Origin of the sequence: Halobacterium wangiae, assembly GCF_021249345.1 — an archaeon.
In the GTDB taxonomy this organism is placed as follows: domain Archaea; phylum Halobacteriota; class Halobacteria; order Halobacteriales; family Halobacteriaceae; genus Halobacterium; species Halobacterium wangiae.
In genome coordinates this window covers 1,823,229-1,840,392 of sequence record NZ_CP089588.1, presented here as the reverse complement: position 1 = coordinate 1,840,392, position 17,164 = coordinate 1,823,229, and the positions used below count along the sequence as shown (strand labels likewise).

8 protein-coding genes are annotated in these 17,164 nt (G+C 57.1%); all 8 read left to right on the top strand.

What is annotated here, in order from left to right; all coding sequences use genetic code 11:
• Positions 1-227 precede the first annotated feature (227 nt).
• Entirely contained in the window at positions 228-1,064 is an 837-nt protein-coding gene (locus LT965_RS09805) for a BrxA family protein (RefSeq protein WP_349292024.1), read from the top strand.
• The gene (locus LT965_RS09800; RefSeq protein WP_232700619.1) at positions 1,064-4,813 is read left to right on the top strand and encodes a hypothetical protein; all 3,750 of its coding nucleotides are present in this window, start codon (positions 1,064-1,066) and stop codon (positions 4,811-4,813) included. Before LT965_RS09805 ends, LT965_RS09800 begins: the two co-directional genes overlap by 1 nt.
• Entirely contained in the window at positions 4,810-5,430 is a 621-nt protein-coding gene (locus LT965_RS09795; RefSeq protein ID WP_232700618.1) for a BREX protein BrxB domain-containing protein, read from the top strand. The genes LT965_RS09800 and LT965_RS09795 overlap by 4 nt, the downstream gene beginning before the upstream one ends.
• Positions 5,427-9,260 carry a hypothetical protein gene (locus LT965_RS09790; protein ID WP_232700617.1) on the top strand — a complete coding sequence of 1,278 codons (3,834 nt, stop codon included), beginning with the start codon at positions 5,427-5,429 and terminating at the stop codon, positions 9,258-9,260. Before LT965_RS09795 ends, LT965_RS09790 begins: the two co-directional genes overlap by 4 nt.
• 146 nt (positions 9,261-9,406) lie before the next feature.
• Positions 9,407-10,027 (top strand): hypothetical protein, encoded by a 621-nt coding sequence (locus LT965_RS09785; protein WP_232700616.1) that lies wholly within the window; start codon positions 9,407-9,409, stop codon positions 10,025-10,027.
• A 126-nt stretch (positions 10,028-10,153) separates the two neighbouring features.
• Complete coding sequence (pglX, locus tag LT965_RS09780; RefSeq protein WP_232700615.1) at positions 10,154-14,452, top strand: BREX-5 system adenine-specific DNA-methyltransferase PglX; 4,299 nt, start codon at positions 10,154-10,156, stop codon at positions 14,450-14,452.
• Positions 14,452-14,994: a hypothetical protein gene (locus LT965_RS09775; RefSeq protein ID WP_232700614.1), complete on the top strand. Its 543-nt coding sequence runs from the start codon at positions 14,452-14,454 to the stop codon at positions 14,992-14,994. The genes pglX and LT965_RS09775 overlap by 1 nt, the downstream gene beginning before the upstream one ends.
• Positions 14,995-14,996: 2 nt before the next feature.
• The gene (pglZ, locus tag LT965_RS09770; RefSeq protein ID WP_232700613.1) at positions 14,997-17,162 is read left to right on the top strand and encodes a BREX-5 system phosphatase PglZ; all 2,166 of its coding nucleotides are present in this window, start codon (positions 14,997-14,999) and stop codon (positions 17,160-17,162) included.
• The last annotated feature ends 2 nt before the right edge of the window (positions 17,163-17,164 follow it).

Sequence of the window (17,164 nt, the reverse complement as noted above, 5' to 3'; positions counted from 1 at the left end):
CAGAGCTTGAGAAGGAAGTACACTATTCCCCATACTCATGATAATCGACATACTCGACCACGCAATCGATGTGAAACGTGGTGTGACGTCCCGGTTTTCCACTCGCGACACTGTTGAACAGCGGCCTGAAGGACGATATTATCGGTTCTTTCGGCTTTTCTGACCTCGACGGGATAGATATCCAGCAATGACAAATAGTAAAGTGGGTTGGTTGACTCCACCATCGTATGAATACTCTACCGGACGGCGATAACGGACCGCCGTCTCTTTCCCGTACATTCTCTCCCGACGAGGTCAACATGGATTTGACCATGTGCGGCCTCTTACCTGATCGAGCAGAAGAGGTCGCTCGGTTGTACCGTGAACACGGGAACTGGAACCAGGTCAAGGATATCTGGTTTGAGGAACGACGTGCGAACCGCAGTACGAAAGGGAGTTCCCAGAAGATATACCGCGTTCTCTCATCTCGATTCAAAAACGCACCTGCAACTCTCCCTAATCCAAGTGATCTTCCCGCCGTTTTAGATGCCTGTTCGTCATCGCGAGACAAAGCCCAAGTGCTCTACCTCTATCTGGTCACCGATGACGCACTCGTTCGATATGCCGTCCATGAATATGCCCGGCGCCTTGCTGAGGACGTTCCCGAACCCCTTGACTTCTCTAACGAGACACTCACATCTGTCCTGAATCAGTTCGAATACACTGACGAGACACCGTTCGACTATGCGGACTCAACGACAGAGAGATGGTGCGAAGGGCTGCGTTCGGTTATGCGCGAAATCGGCGTCCTGGAGAATCAGCAAACGGTCGTCGGTGATCCACCATCACTAGGAGATACGCCACTCCTCGCCGCAATGGGCTACTCGTATGAGGAAGGCGACGAAGAGTGGTTCGAATCACCAACTGGGCTCCAGTACCTATTCCAGCCGGGTACGCGTTGGGAGGAACTCTACAATCGAGCAGCAGAGACGGAGGCGTGGGAGTTTGTCGAACTCCATGGAAGTCTTCAACTGCGGCCGACCGACGAGCCGTACTCATCGATTACGAGTGAGGGAGCCGAATAATGGTTGACACAACGTGGTTTGAGGACCTACCGGAGGACTTCGAGGAATCGGTACGCATCGACCGCGAGGACCAATCTGCAGACGAGAAACGCCACCGGAAACAAGCGATCGAGTCATATCACGTTACAGCTGACTCCCAGCGGTTCCTCGAAGACTTCGTCAAACGACTGCTCGGCGAAGCAGAGGATATGCGTACTGGGTCGAACTACTGGCTCTACGGTTACTACGGGAGCGGAAAGAGCCACCTCCTAACAGTTCTGGATGGGCTGATGGATACTCAGTGGCTCCAAGACCGCTCCGACGAGGTTTGGAGAAACCTCGTCCCGGATGCGTCAGCGAGCGGGGACCTCGATACGCTCCGGACCCAGTGGGAATCCGTTCATTCCGAATATCACGTTATCCCTGTCTCAGTGAACCTGCTGAAGTATCAGGGTCAGAAGCAACGCAGCTTTAGTGAAATCGTTCTCCGGCACGCCCACCAGAATCCGATTCTCACGGGCGTCAATAACGGGGTCTCGACTGGATTGTCCTCCCAGCTTGACGTCGCATACTTCGAAGACTGGTATCAAACGACCGACGCCTGGCCAGAACGAGAGGATCGAGCTGCATCAGTCGTCGAGGGGGTGACACCGGACCAACCGCGATACGAGTGGGGAACTGACGGCCTCTGGACCGACGTCCAAGAGTATAGTGCGCTGTCTGATGTTGTGCTTCCGAAGCTGTTCGAGGGCGTCACGGGGACACGCGATGGCTACACCGACCTCCAACCCTCGGATATTGACCCGGAAGAGGTTGTCAGTCGACTGGAATCACTGCGCCAGGAACGTGAAGCGGAGCTTGAGCAACCAGTCAAGCTCGTCCTCCTGCTCGACGAGGTGAGCCTCTTCATCGGGACCGACTTCGAGCGGCTCACCGAACTGCAGACACTCGCGGAAAACGTCGACGACATCGGAGACGGCGATATTCAGCTCGTCGCGACGGCGCAGGCAAAAATCGAAGACGTCCAACCCAAATTCGCGGCCCACGGGGCCGATTTCAGTATCGTCAAAGACCGGTTCCCGCACCGGTATCAGCTCCCGAGCAAGCACGTCGGGGACATCGCCAAACGCCGGCTCTTCCAGAAGTCGGAGACGGGCGATGACGCGGTTCGGCGAGTCCTTGACGACGCCGACGTGAAACCGGCTGAGTCGCTTGTGTACAACGAAATCAAACAGAACACGAAGCCGCCACTCGATGCGATTGATGATGAGGAACTCGTGGAGTTCTACCCCTTCTTGCCGTATCACGCGCCGCTGTTCCTCGAAATCCTGTTCAACCTCCGTCGGGAGGCGAACGACCCGGCCAAATCGATCTTCTCGGGGACTGCCCGTGCCATCCTCGCATTAATGCACGGGTTGCTCGACGACTGGGTCGACGAGGGCAAGGAAGACCATATCGTCTCGCTGGTCGACTTCTTCGAGTTGATTGAGCCTGAACTCCGTGAGATCTTACCGCAGGATATGCGGGTCGTCGAGGGCGCCGAAGAGACGACCGGCATCGCTGACGAGGTAGCCGACGACGAAAGTGAGCTTCAAGAGTTCGACCTCGACGTTGCGAAGGCCGTACTCCTGCTCCAGCACGTCCACGAAATCGTTCCCCTGAACGAAGGGAACATCGCGGTCGCCGTCATGGACGACCTGAACGGCCAATCGTGGATTAGCACGACCAATCGCGTCGAGGAATCACTGGATCGACTACAGAAGTTCATTCGACCGACGCAGGACGAAAGTGGGCCTCGCTACCGGTTTGCGACACAGGAAGAACGCCTCATCTACGACGAGACCGAAGAGAATGAAGCCAACCCCGACTGGGACGATGTCGTTGACACCTTGGATGAACATCTCTGGAATCGCATCACCCAGGACCTGTCACTACCAGAGTCAGTCCCGTACGGAGAATCTAGTGACGAGTACCCTGTTTCGTATCACTTCGGACTCGACGGGACAACATTCGAGAGCAGTATTGAAGCCGAAGGTGGGCTGAACATCGACGTCGATGTGCAGGGCGTCCGCCCAGACATAGAACCAGAGCAAACCGACGAGGACACGCTCTACTGGGAGATCGACACAGATGGCCTCCAAGATCTTCGCAAACGAATGATTGAGTGGTGGGCGCTTCGCGACGCAATTGCGACGCGTGACGCCCCACCAGCCGTCGAGCGTGACCTCGAACAGCGTGCCAACGCCGTCCGAAGTAAGCTGACGAGCGCAATGATGAGTGGCGCCTATACCGTGAAAGATCGGACGGACATCGGCGGTCTCTCGAAGGCGATCCAAGCCACTGTCGATGTCGCCTATCCCGACGACTTCCACCCGATGATGCTCCAGGTCGACGAAAGTCGACTGCGAGAACTACGCGAACTCGACAGCGATGCACCGCTCCCGCCGTGGGCACGAACAATCCAAGTCCCCTCGTCGAACCAGAATAGTGGGCAGGGTAAACAGACGATTCAACGAAACGTAATGTCCCTCACCGGCCGGCAGCTAAAAGGCCGCGACGAGGGACTCAATATGAACACCGTTCTCGACGGGATCGTCGAGGAGAAGCCATTCTACGACGACGCCCGGCCTGCTCTCTGTGCGATCATCTGGGGATTCTGTCGGGAGGGAAGACTACTGCCAATCGACGAAGACGGGAACACGCTGGAGGATGAAGCTGTCCTCGACCTCGACAGCTTCTCGACGACGAGGTTGAAACTCCTTCCACGCACAAACTTGAGCAAGCTGCTGGGAGAGGGTGGATTCAAGGAGACGACTGAAACGGTCGCGGATGGTCTCATCCATCTCCAAGAAGCGAACCAGCAGATTCGCTCGAAGCTGACCGGACTTCGCGAAGACGTTACGCTAGTCGTCGACACCGACGTGCGAACCGACGAAGTCGCTGGCTTACTCAATGCGTTTACTGATGAGCTGGCGGAACGAATCAATACTACCAAAAATCGCATCTCAACCGTCAAGTCACAAGATGACGGCATCGAGGATGTCATCGACGAGACCAACGAGGCCCAAGAGTGGGTCGAAGAGGTAACCGACGTCTGGAACCGGCGTCTTTCGACACTACAACAGCTCGACGCGGTACTAACGGTTCGAAACCGCCAGTTCGACTGGGTTGACAAGGACGCTCAAGCTTCCATCGAGTCCCGCTCATCTGCGGCCTCAGCGTTTGACGGCGAGTGGTGGACGACCGACGGGTGGAGTACACTCTCCGGAGAATTAGTTCCCAACCTCACACCCGAACTTGAGAGATCGTGGAACGCGTTCGTTGAAGAGCGTGGCCTACCTGAACTGGTCACTCAGATTGAGGAGCATCTATGGGTACGCTCCGCAACTGACCTCCCGACAGGCGTTCTCCACGCCGCCTTCGAGCGCAGATACATCACGCCGATGCGTCAGCTCCAGCAGTGGTACGAAACGATCGAGAACGCGATCACAACGCTATCGAGTGATGTGGATACAGATGAGATCGTCGAGGTAACGGACGACCTAGCGCAGTTAGAGCCACTAGCCGATGCCATCGAGTACAGCCCGAGTGAACTGGATAGCCAGCTCGATGAACTGTCGTCAATCGTTGGCGATCGAACACCGGACGACGTCGATCAAATCGGCATCGTTCCTGACGATCGGCAGAAACTGAATCGCCGGTTGGAGCGTCTCGTGGAACAGCACGATCTTGAGATCGAGGAGACTGACGAAGGGGTGATTATTCGATGAGCCAGACGAGTTCGTCGCCGTATCGTGAATTCAAGGAAAAATTACGGATGTTCGCGCAGGGGCAACACGGGATTCGTAACCCGTTTGTCATCGCTGCTGTCGACCCAGCAGTCGAGCATCGGGTCGCAGATAGGCTTGCAACCTGGACCGATGGACGAAAGGAAGCCCCAGCGATCCCAGACAACGTAACCGTACAGCCGATCTGGCTTGACGAACTCCTTCCACGGACCGATGTGTACAAACTCCTCGTTGACCTGGGCGAACCCCTGGCTGAACTCGAGGGCGATACGTCGCCAGGTGAGCGTATCGAGGAGACGATGCAGGACCGGCTCGCCGAAGAACTCGTTCAGCAAATGATCGAACACGAGCTCAGCGAAGCCCAGCTGGAGACACAGAGCCATGTGGTCCTCCTGCTCAATCTCGGCAGTCTGTATCCGTTCACACGTGCATCGGAACTACTGGACGAGCTTGACCGTCGGAACATGAAGTCCACGATCGGAATCCCGTTCCCGGGGGACGTCGTCGGCGGGAAGCTGAGCTTCTTCGGGGGGGAATCGCGACATTACTACCCCGCCCACCAGATTGACGGGCAGATCCAGGGGGTGCATCTCCAATGACTATCGACGAACTCTTCCACAGCGATCCGACGCGACAGCTCGAAGAAGTACAGAAAGTCAACGCTCGCGAACGAGCCGAGACCGACGTGAGAGAGTTCTACGAAACCGACAGTGCCGAGCAGGTCCTCGAAACGCTCGGCGAAGCTATCCAGACCTATCCCGATGAAGCCGCGCGGTTCCTCTACATCCACGCGACGTTCGGGTCGGGGAAGACCCACCTCCTGAAGCTGGTCGGTCTCCTCGCCGACGACGAATCCGAGTTCGCCTACCTGGGTGACCGGCTGGCCGAGCAGTGGCCGGGGTTCGATGAACTCCAACAGTCAATCACGGACTCTCACGTCAACCGCCTCAAGCCAGTTTTCCTCAACCTGCTTGACCGCGATGCGTCGAAAGAGCCGCCGCTGCCGTTCCTCATCTTCGAGGCGATTGGTCGGGATCTCGGATATCCGACCGACCCGAATTGGCTGCTCGAGTGGGCTTGGACGCTAGACATGGAGTACGATGGGGTCTGGGAAGCCCTCCAAGCGTTCGAGCATGACGGGAAGACATTCGATGACGTACTCGCTGAACGGGCGTCCCTCCGCAGCTGGCTCTACGAGGTGTTACCGGCGATGGAAGAGACATCCGGTACGGAACTCAACAGTCGTTCGGGCGTGAAAGCCTCCATCGAGACCGCAGAAGCGGATGTCGATCCAGAAGAATTCGATCCCGAGGACCTCGTCTCACGGGTCGAGACTGCAACGGAGGCTCTCAACGACGGCAGCAAACGGACCGAATTGCTGCTCGGCTTAGACGAGGTGGCGCTCTTCGTCGGCGACAGTCGCCATCGCTATCGTGAGTTCGAGGAGACGATGGAGGCACTGCAGCGTGGGCCGAACCCGGTCGTGGTCACCACCGGGCAGTACTCCCTCCCGGATACACGGGAGAGTCTCATCGGTGAGCCGCCCGAAGATCACTGGACGCATCAACAGGTACGGCTTGAAGGAGCGGACACCGAGATCATCGTCCGGAAGCGGTGGCTCCAGAAGTCGGACCCCGAGGGACGCGAACGTGTCGAGTCGCTAGTGGCGTCGATGCCCGGTCTCTCACTCGACACGTACTCGTCGGTGACGAGCGCGGATCCGGACCCAGTCGAGTCCTATCCGTTCCGCGAGTACGACCTGTCGCTCCTGCGGGCAGTGATGCAGGAGCTCATCACGCAGGGTCGGTCGACCGATCGCGACTACATTCAGGGTCGAGCACTGCTCGTCCTCGTTCGGTCCCTGTTCACGAAGTTCGGGTGGGCGTCGAAGGAGGAGGGCTCGCTCGTCACGTGGGACGTTCTGTTCGACCTGTTGGTCGAGGAGACCACGTACCTCCCGCTGTGGGTCCAGGAGATGATCGACAACACGCTCGTCCCGACGTTCGACGGTGACGAGGATGCGTGGGAAGTCCGCCTCGCGAAAGGACTCTACCTTCTGAACCAGACGCCCGCTGTCCCGTCGACGCCAGAGAACCTCGGGCGGTTGATGGTCGACGACGTCACGGCGTCCGTCGACGACGTCGTCGAGCGAACCGAATCGGGACTGGAGACGCTCGTCGACAAGCAGAAGGCACTCACCGAGACGAACGACCAAGGCGACGAGGTCTACACGCTCGTCTCCGAGGAACAGGAGAGCATCCTCAGTCGCGCCCAGGACAAGGCCGCGAAGATCTCGCCGCATCAGCTGTCGGCGTGGGTGGAAACGCGGCTGCGGGAGAACGACGCGTTCTTCAGGAGTGACGGCAGCCGCCACGAGGTCGATGTCGGCGACGTGCGCCTCGTCCCACTGCGGTACGAGTACTCCATCCTCGAACCGGTCGACCGAGCGCCGTCGCCCGAGTATGACGCGCTTCGCGTTCGTGTGCTGGCCGATGATCACAATACTGTCTCGGAGCAGATCGAGATGTGGCAGGACGTGAACAACGGCCGGGATGGTGGCGAGCACATCCTGATCACTGTCGACGTTCCGGAGACGATGCTGGAGCGGATTCGGAACGTCATCGGGATGGGACAGGTGTTGGACGAAGAGACAGAATCTCACGAGGAACTCGAACGCGAACACCGTGCCGACAAACGCCGCCTCGAATCATCGGTGACGGAGATACTCGAAGATGCGTCGGTGTACACGGTACACGAACACCGTGGTGCGCGCTCGAGCGTGCTTGACAGCGTCGTCGAAGACCAGGTCAACGCTGTCTTCGGCTCGTCTCGAAAGACGCTCTCACGGCCGCTCGTCGAGGTCGACGACGCAAAGGCGATAGCGAAGTTCTTCCGCGGGAGCGGTGACTGGCCCCTTTCGGACGCGGACGCCGCAATGCTTGGCGTCGACACCGCCACCTCGGAAGTCGCCGAGACGGGCTGGTGTCGCGAGTTTATCGATACGTACGAGGCACAGAAATCCGTCGACGTCGAGACACTGCTGCAACAAACACAGACTGCCAACGGGGACTACCGCGGGACGCCACAGGAGTCGATTGCGGCGCTGCTCATCACACTTGCGACCTCCAACGAGTCGGTCGCGCTCAAGCAGAATACGGAGTACGTGTCTGATCCCGTCGCTATCGGCCGACAAGTGCGGACTAAAGGGGGACTGACCTCACTCCAGGTCCGCTTCGGCGTCGAGATTATCGACCCGAAGACAGTACGAGAGCTCGTTACGACGGTCCTCGGCGAACAGCCGTCTGGTGACGGACCAGACGAATGGCTGGGCGAGCTCGGCCAATGGGTCAACGAGAACAGTGCGACTGTCAAGCGGACGCTGAAAGGCGCCAGCCGTGAATTCGATGTGCCGCTCAGCGCCTTCGAGGCAACGGTCGACCCAGCCCTCGGCGGGGGCGAGCTTTCCACGTCCGACCTCGGAAGTGAGGATGACCTCGAAACAGTACTTGAGGAGGCGAAAACCTTCACGAACGCTCGTGAACTCTTCGGCGCCAGAGAAGACGAAACGACACTCTGGGAACGCTTCAGCGACGAGCTCGACACGATGACCTCGCTCTATCCGAACGCGTCGATCACTGCCAGTATGCGAGCGACAGCGGAAGGCGATACTGTCCCCAGCGTTTCGACGGTCAAGTCACGGCTCGAGGACGCGAAAGGACATCGCGTCGACGAAACGTCGGCTCAGTACCGGCGGATCACAGGGGAGACCGCCGCTGACTCTGGCCCGGAAGCCATCTGTGCCGATCTGAGCGCGTGGCTACGGTCGAACGAGGACGACGTTCGAGGAATTGTCGATAGTGCTACTGATGAGTTCGACGATGTCGTACTCGGCGACCTGGAGGACGTGTTCGAGACTGCCTGGAGCGGTGGAGAACTATCGGAGACTGATATCGTTGACTCCACCGTGGTCCAGCAGGCCGAAACGTACGAGCAGGTTCGTGACCTCCTCGACGACACTGACGGTTCGGCTCTTTGGTCGCAGCTACGGGCAGTAGGCGAAGACCTGCGTGAGGAGCACCCAGGTTCACCGACGACAGAGTCCGTCGAGACTACGCTCGCCGCTTCACGTCCATCCTCGAAGCGACGTGTGCGCCAGCTCATCGAGCGTGCAAAGGACCCGAGGCCGCCAAGTGCGGACGACGATGCGTGGGGCGAACTTCAGATGGTCGCTGAAGAGTTGCGCCAGGAGCTTCCGAACGCCGACGTGACCGATGAAGTTACGTCAGCTGTTGATGCCGAAAGTCGGCCGAGTGAAGAACGTGTGAACGAGCTACTTTCAGAGTCGAAGAAGGTGCTGGAGCGTATCCAAGCTGTGAAAGAGCGACTTGACGGGTTGGAGGAAGGGAGTATCGTACTACTCGAGGACTGAACTGAGCACTGGGTGCCCTCCCTGCCTCCGATAGTGGCCGGGGTTTAATCTATCCCACCTAACTAACTGCTGTCAGTGGTTCATCTGTGTCGTCAACGTATCCTGGTGGAATCGAAGACTGTGATCGGTTCCGAGAACTAATTGAGTTGTTCGAGGACGAAGAGCAGCGTAATTACTACTATCACGAAGCGCTGGAGACGGTAGAAAGAGAATCTGAACGCCCTGATTGGTACCATTCTGACGATCTCGTCTTTGGAGGTTTGATGCTCCTGATGTACACTTGGAATTTCGCAGCTCGAGAAACCAAATCGATGGACGGCGAAGAGGTAAAACGTATTCTCGAAAGGTATCACGAAACTATCGAAAGCGTTCAGGACCGATCCTTAGACGACGTGGATATATCCGAGACCGGTGACACTCGACAGGTCATTCAGGAGGTCTGGGGAGACCTGAAGGACCATTTCGGACAAACGGGTGCATCGAAGGTTCTCAGTCTGCTGAACCCCGACCTCTTCGTCATGTGGGACGAAGATATTCGCACCCGGCAGCGGCGAAAGCAGGATAACCCAAAGGGGACTAAACGTCCGGATCGTGGCGTCTACTTCTACTTGAAAGAGTCTGGGTACTCATTGAGTAGTAATAGTATAGACTACGGAAAGAATGCCGAAGACTACGTTATTTTCCCCAGATACTGCAAACAGATGTTGGAAGACATCAGGCCGTGCCCTGTAGTTCAGGAGAAAAAGATGCCCCAACGAAATTGCTAGACGAGGCTCTTTACGCCTTCTACAAGATCGAAAGTGAGTGATGTCCGAATGGAGCGGACTGAGCAACCATCCCAGCAACATTAAAGGTGGTCGTGTGATTCGGACATAGCATACACATTACCTCCTATGGAAACCGATTCTCTCTCCCAGCGGAAGGCTCAATTGGACAAAAAAGAACGTGAACACCTCGAAGACATCGTCACCGAGATGCGGGATCGCGTCGAGGACAACGTCGAATTCCAGCTTACGCAAAGAGGGCTCGACGACGAGCCTGAGGACATCGACTCGCTGGACGAGGATACCCAACAGCTCGTAGAGGCGATCGAACTCGAAGCTGTCGACGGCGAAACTTGGTCGGAAGCCGTCGATCAGTATGTGACTGGCGTGGGCTATACGATCGTCAATCGTCTGGCCGCGCTGCGCTGCATGGAAGTGCGAGGGTTCATCGACGAGGAGGTCACCGTCTTCAAGGATAACGGCCTGACGCCCGCCGCCGAGACCCTCGTCCGTGAAGAGTTCCTGCTGGAGGACGAAGCCATTCTAGAGGCGTATCACAACGCCTGTGACGATCTCGCCGAAGAAATCGAGATCCTATTCGATCGCTCCTCGGCGTACAGCCTCATCGATCCCGACGACGACACCTTAGAGGAACTCTGCCGGATGCTCGACAGCGTCGACGACGAAGTCTGGCGCGCCGATGATGTCCTTGGGTGGGTCTATGAATACTACAACGTCAAACTACTCGACGATCTGCGTCGCAAAGGAGACCGCGAAGGGCTCGAACCCGAGGACGTCCCCCCGGCAAACCAGTTCTACACCCCCCACTGGGTCGTCAGGATGCTCACTGACAACTCGCTCGGAAAACTCTATCTCGAACATACCGGGGAGTTAGAGGATGTTGTCGAAGCGCAGGAGGAGTTCTCCCCCGATGAAAGGAAAAACCGACCCCTTTCACCCGACGAGACTCCCAATATTGCTGACTTCTGTACCTATCTGGTCCCTTCGGAAGACGAGGGTGAACCCACCGACTTCGATCACCCTGAAGAGCTTCGGGTCATCGACCCCGCTTGTGGAAGCGGCCACTTCCTTCTATATGCCTTCGACGTGTTGGAGCGTATCTGGCGCGCCGAGACAGACCTGCCTTATGAAGAGATCCCACAGAAGATCCTCCAGTACAACCTCTACGGTGTCGATCTGGATATGCGGGCCTGTCAGCTCGCTACGTTTAATCTCTACCTGAAAGGCCGAACTCGAGCCGAGGCCGAGGGCGCCGATGGTTTCGATATGCCAGAAGTCGGCATCGTCTGTGCTGACGCGACAATCGCTGAGGTCGATGGCGTTGAGGCTGTGTTCGAAGAGGTCGCTGGCGACGACGAAGAGGTCGAGAATGCATTGCGGCAAATTCTGGACGCCTTCGAGGAAGTCCATGGCCTCGGGAGCCTACTCGACGTACGCGGGACACTCGGCGACCTGTTCGAGGATGATAGCGAAGTTGGGGGTGTGCAGATCACCTTAGGTGATGACCCCCGAGAAAGCCACACGCTCGGACAAGTCCTCCACAGTCTGCGCGAGGCCGTGGAGGAACACCGAGAAACGGATTCGTTTCTCGCACAGGACCTGCGAAGCTTCGTTCGGCTGCTGGATATTCTGGCGCAGGATTACGATGTGGCGTTGATGAATCCACCATACGGTGCCAAAGGTCGAATGCCGAATCCCGTGCAGGAATACGTTGAGAAAACATACACGTACTATCCAGAATTCTACGTCAATTTTGTGGAGGTCTGTAACAACCTCTGCACTTCAAACGGAAGAATCGGGATGCTTATCCCACGTTCCTTTATGTTCAAGCGGAGTTTTGAAGACTTCAGGAAGGACTTCCTAGGGAAGATTGGTTCGTTCGACTTTCTCGCAGAGTTCGGGCTGGGGATACTCGATAACGCTACCGTTCGAACAGTTGGGACAGTGCTCCGATCCGGAGAACACACGCAGGAGCATGGGACCTTTATTCGCCTCGAAGATCCGAGTGCGGATTTGAAGGAGAGCGTGTTCACGACTGAGGTGTTAGGCGGCACATCGGGAGATGTCCGGCGGCTCTATCGCGTCGAACTCTCGGAATTCAGTCGTCTCCCGAAGTCGCCGATGAGTTACTGGACGATGGACGAAGCGAGGGCGCTGTTCGAAGGTTCGCCATTCGTCGATGCGGATGTCGCACAGATCGACGGTGATTCGGTCGCTGACGTGAAAACAGGCCTTCAAACAGGGAACAACCCACGATTCGTTCGGGACCATTGGGAAGTCTCGTTCGATGAGCCGTTCTATCCCTTCGCGAAAGGGGGTACCGACGCCTGGACGCTTCCAAAGACCGTCAAGACGGTCTGGTGGGACAACGACGGGGCCGAAATTAAGCGGCTCTCCTCATCCCGACCACAGAACACCGACTACTACTTTCGTGAGGGGCTGACTTGGACTTATATCAAAGAAACCGGGCGCCGATTCGGCTACTATCCCGAAGGCGGCATTTTCGATCAGAAAGGCCCGATGGTATTTCCCCATACACATTCGGCTTGGGCAATGCAAATTGTGCTCAATTCCGAACTCTATCATGGACTGTTTCTCTCCTTGACTCCAGATCGGGAGTGGAATCCGGGAGATGTCGGTCGGATTCCGTACGACCCATCGAAAATCGAGACCAAGCAATTGGAAGAGCAAGCGAAATCCCAGTATGAAATATTTGTATCTCAAAGGCAGGGAGATCCCACCAGCCCCTACTACGTAGGACCACGCATCCTCCCAGACGAACAAACTGATTCGTTCGTGTATGGTCAGCATCCACACATATCTCAGGCGCCGACTGGAAAGGCGAACATCGGTGAAGGGAATATCTCACCCGAAACTTCAATCTCACAGGCTGTCGATATAACCAACGAGCGAACCAGATCCCGGGAGACCGAAATTAGTTCGTCCGCCGAGGCATCCGACGAGCTCGTTTACGATCTGTTCGATGTCTCTGAAGAAACTAAGAACGCAATTGAGACAGAGATCCAGGTGCGGGGCTCTAAATCGTCGGGCGACTTGTTCCCGAAAAACGAGATACGTGACCACTGTTTAGACCTTGTTCACCATTTTGCGATGATGGCTGTCCGCGAGGAATCAGATGGGATTATACCCCTACACGGGGGCGCCAACCAGGCCACGATGCTCGACCGCATCATTGAGCGCTTTGAGGATACTTACGGAGAGTACGCCAAAGAACGGCTGATCGAAATCAACGACATCCTAGGCTCCAAATCTGCATCGGAGGAGGCATATCCCAATCTCCGGTCGTTCATAGAGGAGGATCTATTTGACTATCATGTTGACACGATGGAGAACACGCCAATCATCTGGCGGTTCACCACGGATCGCCTGATCGCTGATTCGAAAGGTGAGGGCTTCGCATGCTTTGTCGATTACCAAAGCCTGGACGCAGGTCTGTTTGACCGGCTCGCAAACCAATATCTCGAACCCCGAAAAGCCGAATTGCGAGAGAACCGTAGTGCTGCAAACCGTCGCCGGAATGAGGATTCACTCTCCGCTAGCGAGCAGGCTGAGGCCGCCGAAGAGTACGAGCGTTGCGCGAACGGGCTCGACCAAATCAGTATTTTCGAGGACATACTTCAGGACCTTGGAAGCACCGATACGAGAGACTTCAGCGATGAGGGACGCGAGCGCGTCGAGGTATTAGCTCCGAAGGTTACAGCTTTCCGTAAGGAGACCCGTCAGCGCGTCGAGACGCTGGCAAAGCTGCGCGACCGCAACAGCGAGGAGTGGTTCCAAGACACCTTCTCGGACAACTTCTGGAACACCATCGAGGAGTGGCACAATGAGTGGATCGAAACGCTCGAAGAACTCGAACACGCCTGCGAGGAGTACGCCAAGCCAGTGGACGAACCCGTCGATGCTCACCTAGCTGATTTGTTTGGGTACTTTACACGGCGGCTCAAAGGATCAGACCACTACTCTAGTACGGGAATTCTGTTCATGACCTACTACTTTGAACGCGAAGGTGCCGACCTACTCAATGATGACGGCCGCCCGTTCAAAAATCTGGCCGAAGATGAACGCCTCCTTGCCTCGCTCGCGACAGGGATCGATGACTCCTCAATTGTCGACGAGAAATACCTAGGAGAGATAGCTGAGGACGAGGGGGTCGAAGAGATTGAAGACCTCCCGCCTCTAGCCGAATTCAAGGCGCTGGCTAAGGAGATCGATGACCGCTGCCAAGAGCTCGATAAACGCACATCCTCGAACTGGTCCGACCGTGCGCTTTCGGAAATCACGACCGTCGGTTATCAACCGAATCGAAAACACGGTGTAGTAATCAACATCACCCCACTCGTCGAAGCTGAGATTGTCCCAGAAACAGTTGATAACAAGGTGATCTAATGCAGGCACACATCTTCGCAGAAGGATCAAATACGACAGGCGAGGATCGCGACCAGCCGGTCAAGGAGTACTATGAAGGGCTCTTCGGCATGGTCGCAGGCCTGTACGACGAGCTTGTAGAGATGACAGATGCCCGCCTACACGTTCTGTCGGAAGAATATGGTGTGGCCAGAGGCGAAGAAAGAATGTCTGTTGTGTATACAGGTGAGCAAGGGCTTGTTGGGAGTGACGGTATGGCCGAGCAAGCGAGAGCCGAACTTCTTGATGCCACGCCCGATGCAGATGTAATGGTGATTCTCCTGTCAGCTGGCGTTTTTCAAAAGACAGTTGAAGAGGTATGGGATGAACTCGTTGAGGCAGCCAAGCCGGAATCAATCTGGTGTCTCGGCGCCGCTCGAAGTTCGCTCGATGGACTTGACTTTGAAGAGTTGGAGGCGAAGGGCTGTACTGTCCTCACCTATCAGCGTGTTGGTGTCGCGCGGATTGGTTCTGACACACGTGAGGAACTACTTGAAGCCGTGAAACGGAAAGGTTCACAATAACCATGCCCGCCACGAAAACCCTTCCACGATGCGCTGAAGACGCCATCGAGACTGCCACCGATGAGGCGGCCGATGACGATCCGGTCGTACTCTGGTGGGACGACGGTGGTTACCTTTACGATATTATCGAAAGTGTGAGTCACTCTCTGGGCTGTGAATTCCACGCGGCCGAGCAGACACCACTCGAGTTGCGTGCCGACGCACCCCGCGACCGAACCGTCTGGTACGTACCACAGGCCCACAGCGACGACGTGGACTGGTTCAAGGATGTCGAGAACACCGGTGGCGTCGTTGAAGCGCATATCGGTAAGCTCGCCGCACGCTGCTTCGAGAACGACCGTATCCAGGCGGCTTCGATCCGCACGGCCTACGAGGACGTCGGCGAAAGTGACCGCGAACAGGTCGCCAAGACGCTCTTCCAGGAGCTCAACGGCGAGGGTGGCCTCCCGACGCTCCAGGGCCTCCAGACGAAGATCGTCCTCGATGGCCACGAGGACCCGGTTCAGTTCGTTCTCGAACACGGCGCCGAGAATCTTCCCGACGAGACCGGCGATCTGCTACAGATTCGCGATCTGTTGGTCGACAACGGCGTCGCAGCTGTCGACGGCGTCACCGACGAGGACGTGCTCGTGACGCGTACACGGCGTTGGGCGGTCGCCGAGTGGCTCGTCGAGGCGGGGCTCGATACGTCGCTGCTCGACGCCGAATACCGACCCGAGTCCAGTTCGGGACTCGGGATCTCCCGACCTGAACTCCAGTCGCTACTGAGCAAAGTCGACCCAGAACGTGCCGAAGAGCTGGCGCACGTGTACCTCGATCCGGACGCCCAGTTCTGGCACGACATCCTTCGGTCCTACGACGAACCGTGGGAATTGGCCGACTGTCCTGTCGACGCCTCGCTCGAACACGAGCTCTGGAACGAGTGGCTACAAGCATTTCACGACGGCGAGTACGAGACGTGTACAACCCGAGCGGCCACACGCTACCAGCGTCTCGAAACGACCTACGGCGATGTCCCGTGGACGAGCGTCTGGAACCAGGCCGTCGAGGTTGCCAAACTCGCACACGAACTCGAAACGTGGGAGGAGCGTGGCGATACGACCGATGTCGTCGACCTCTACGGTGACGTCGACAATGGGACCTGGCAGATCGACAACGCCGTCTTCAACCTCATCATCTCGGGCGAGCCCGAGCGCGTGCTCCCCGAGGAGCATCCCGCGACGGCGAGTCTCGACGACCTGCGCACGTCGCTGACTGAGTCACGCTACCTCGACTACCTCTGCGATCTCGGCAACCTGGTCGTCGACCAGATCGAGGCAGGCTCACCGTTTGTCGGCGAAAACTACGCCCACCAGTTCTTCGACCAAGAGCAAGAACACCTCCAGAGTGGCCAGAGCGTCGCGTTGTTCATCATCGACGCGCTGCGCTTCGACCTTGCCCATGAACTTGCGGAGTCCGTCCGTCGTGAACTTCCCAGCCTCGAAGTTGACGAGACTGCTTGGGTCGGAACACTTCCCTCGGACACCGAGTTCGGAAAAGCAGCGCTCACGCCCGGCAGTAAGTTCAGCTTCAACATCGAACTCGACGACGGGGAACTCGTTCCGGAACGCAACGGCCGCGTGATCACTAACTACCAGCGCGAGAAGATGCTGAAGGACGATGGCTGGAGTTACATCATGCAGAGCGAGGACGACGAGTCGGGGTGGAGCAACACCCGCGTCGCGTACTACTGGAACGACCTCGACAAAGCTGGTGAAGAAGAACTGACCGACTTCGAGGCGCTATTCAGCGACCGCATCGAGAAAATCTCGGACATCATCTGTGAGAAGCTCGACCAAGGGGAGTGGGACCGCGCATACATACTCGCCGACCACGGCTTTGTCTCCCTTCCCCAGAACATCGACCTTGATGGCATCTATCCACCGGACGAGGCGAAGCAAGTGACGCGCCGTTGGGTAGCCGGAACAGACATCGACGAGGATGCACCTGGCGTCCTCCTCGACGAGAACACTCATCTCGGCTATCTCGACGACGACACGAAAATCAGTGTCCTCGCGGATCCGATTCAACGCTTCCGCAACCAAGGACTACCGGACGCACGCTTCTACCATGGTGGTGTCCTACCTCAGGAGTTCATATTGAACTTTGTGACAGTAACCCGAGAGTAGAG

Bases quoted from the DNA above. Each gene is read 5' to 3' on its own strand.
- LT965_RS09790 (WP_232700617.1), top strand. From the start codon at position 5,427: ATGACTATCGACGAACTCTTCCACAGCGATCCGACGCGACAGCTCGAA.
- LT965_RS09775 (WP_232700614.1), top strand. From the start codon at position 14,452: ATGCAGGCACACATCTTCGCAGAAGGATCAAATACGACAGGCGAGGAT.
- LT965_RS09795 (WP_232700618.1), top strand. From the start codon at position 4,810: ATGAGCCAGACGAGTTCGTCGCCGTATCGTGAATTCAAGGAAAAATTA.
- LT965_RS09800 (WP_232700619.1), top strand. From the start codon at position 1,064: ATGGTTGACACAACGTGGTTTGAGGACCTACCGGAGGACTTCGAGGAA.
- pglZ (WP_232700613.1), top strand. From the start codon at position 14,997: ATGCCCGCCACGAAAACCCTTCCACGATGCGCTGAAGACGCCATCGAG.
- pglX (WP_232700615.1), top strand. From the start codon at position 10,154: ATGGAAACCGATTCTCTCTCCCAGCGGAAGGCTCAATTGGACAAAAAA.
- LT965_RS09805 (WP_349292024.1), top strand. From the start codon at position 228: ATGAATACTCTACCGGACGGCGATAACGGACCGCCGTCTCTTTCCCGT.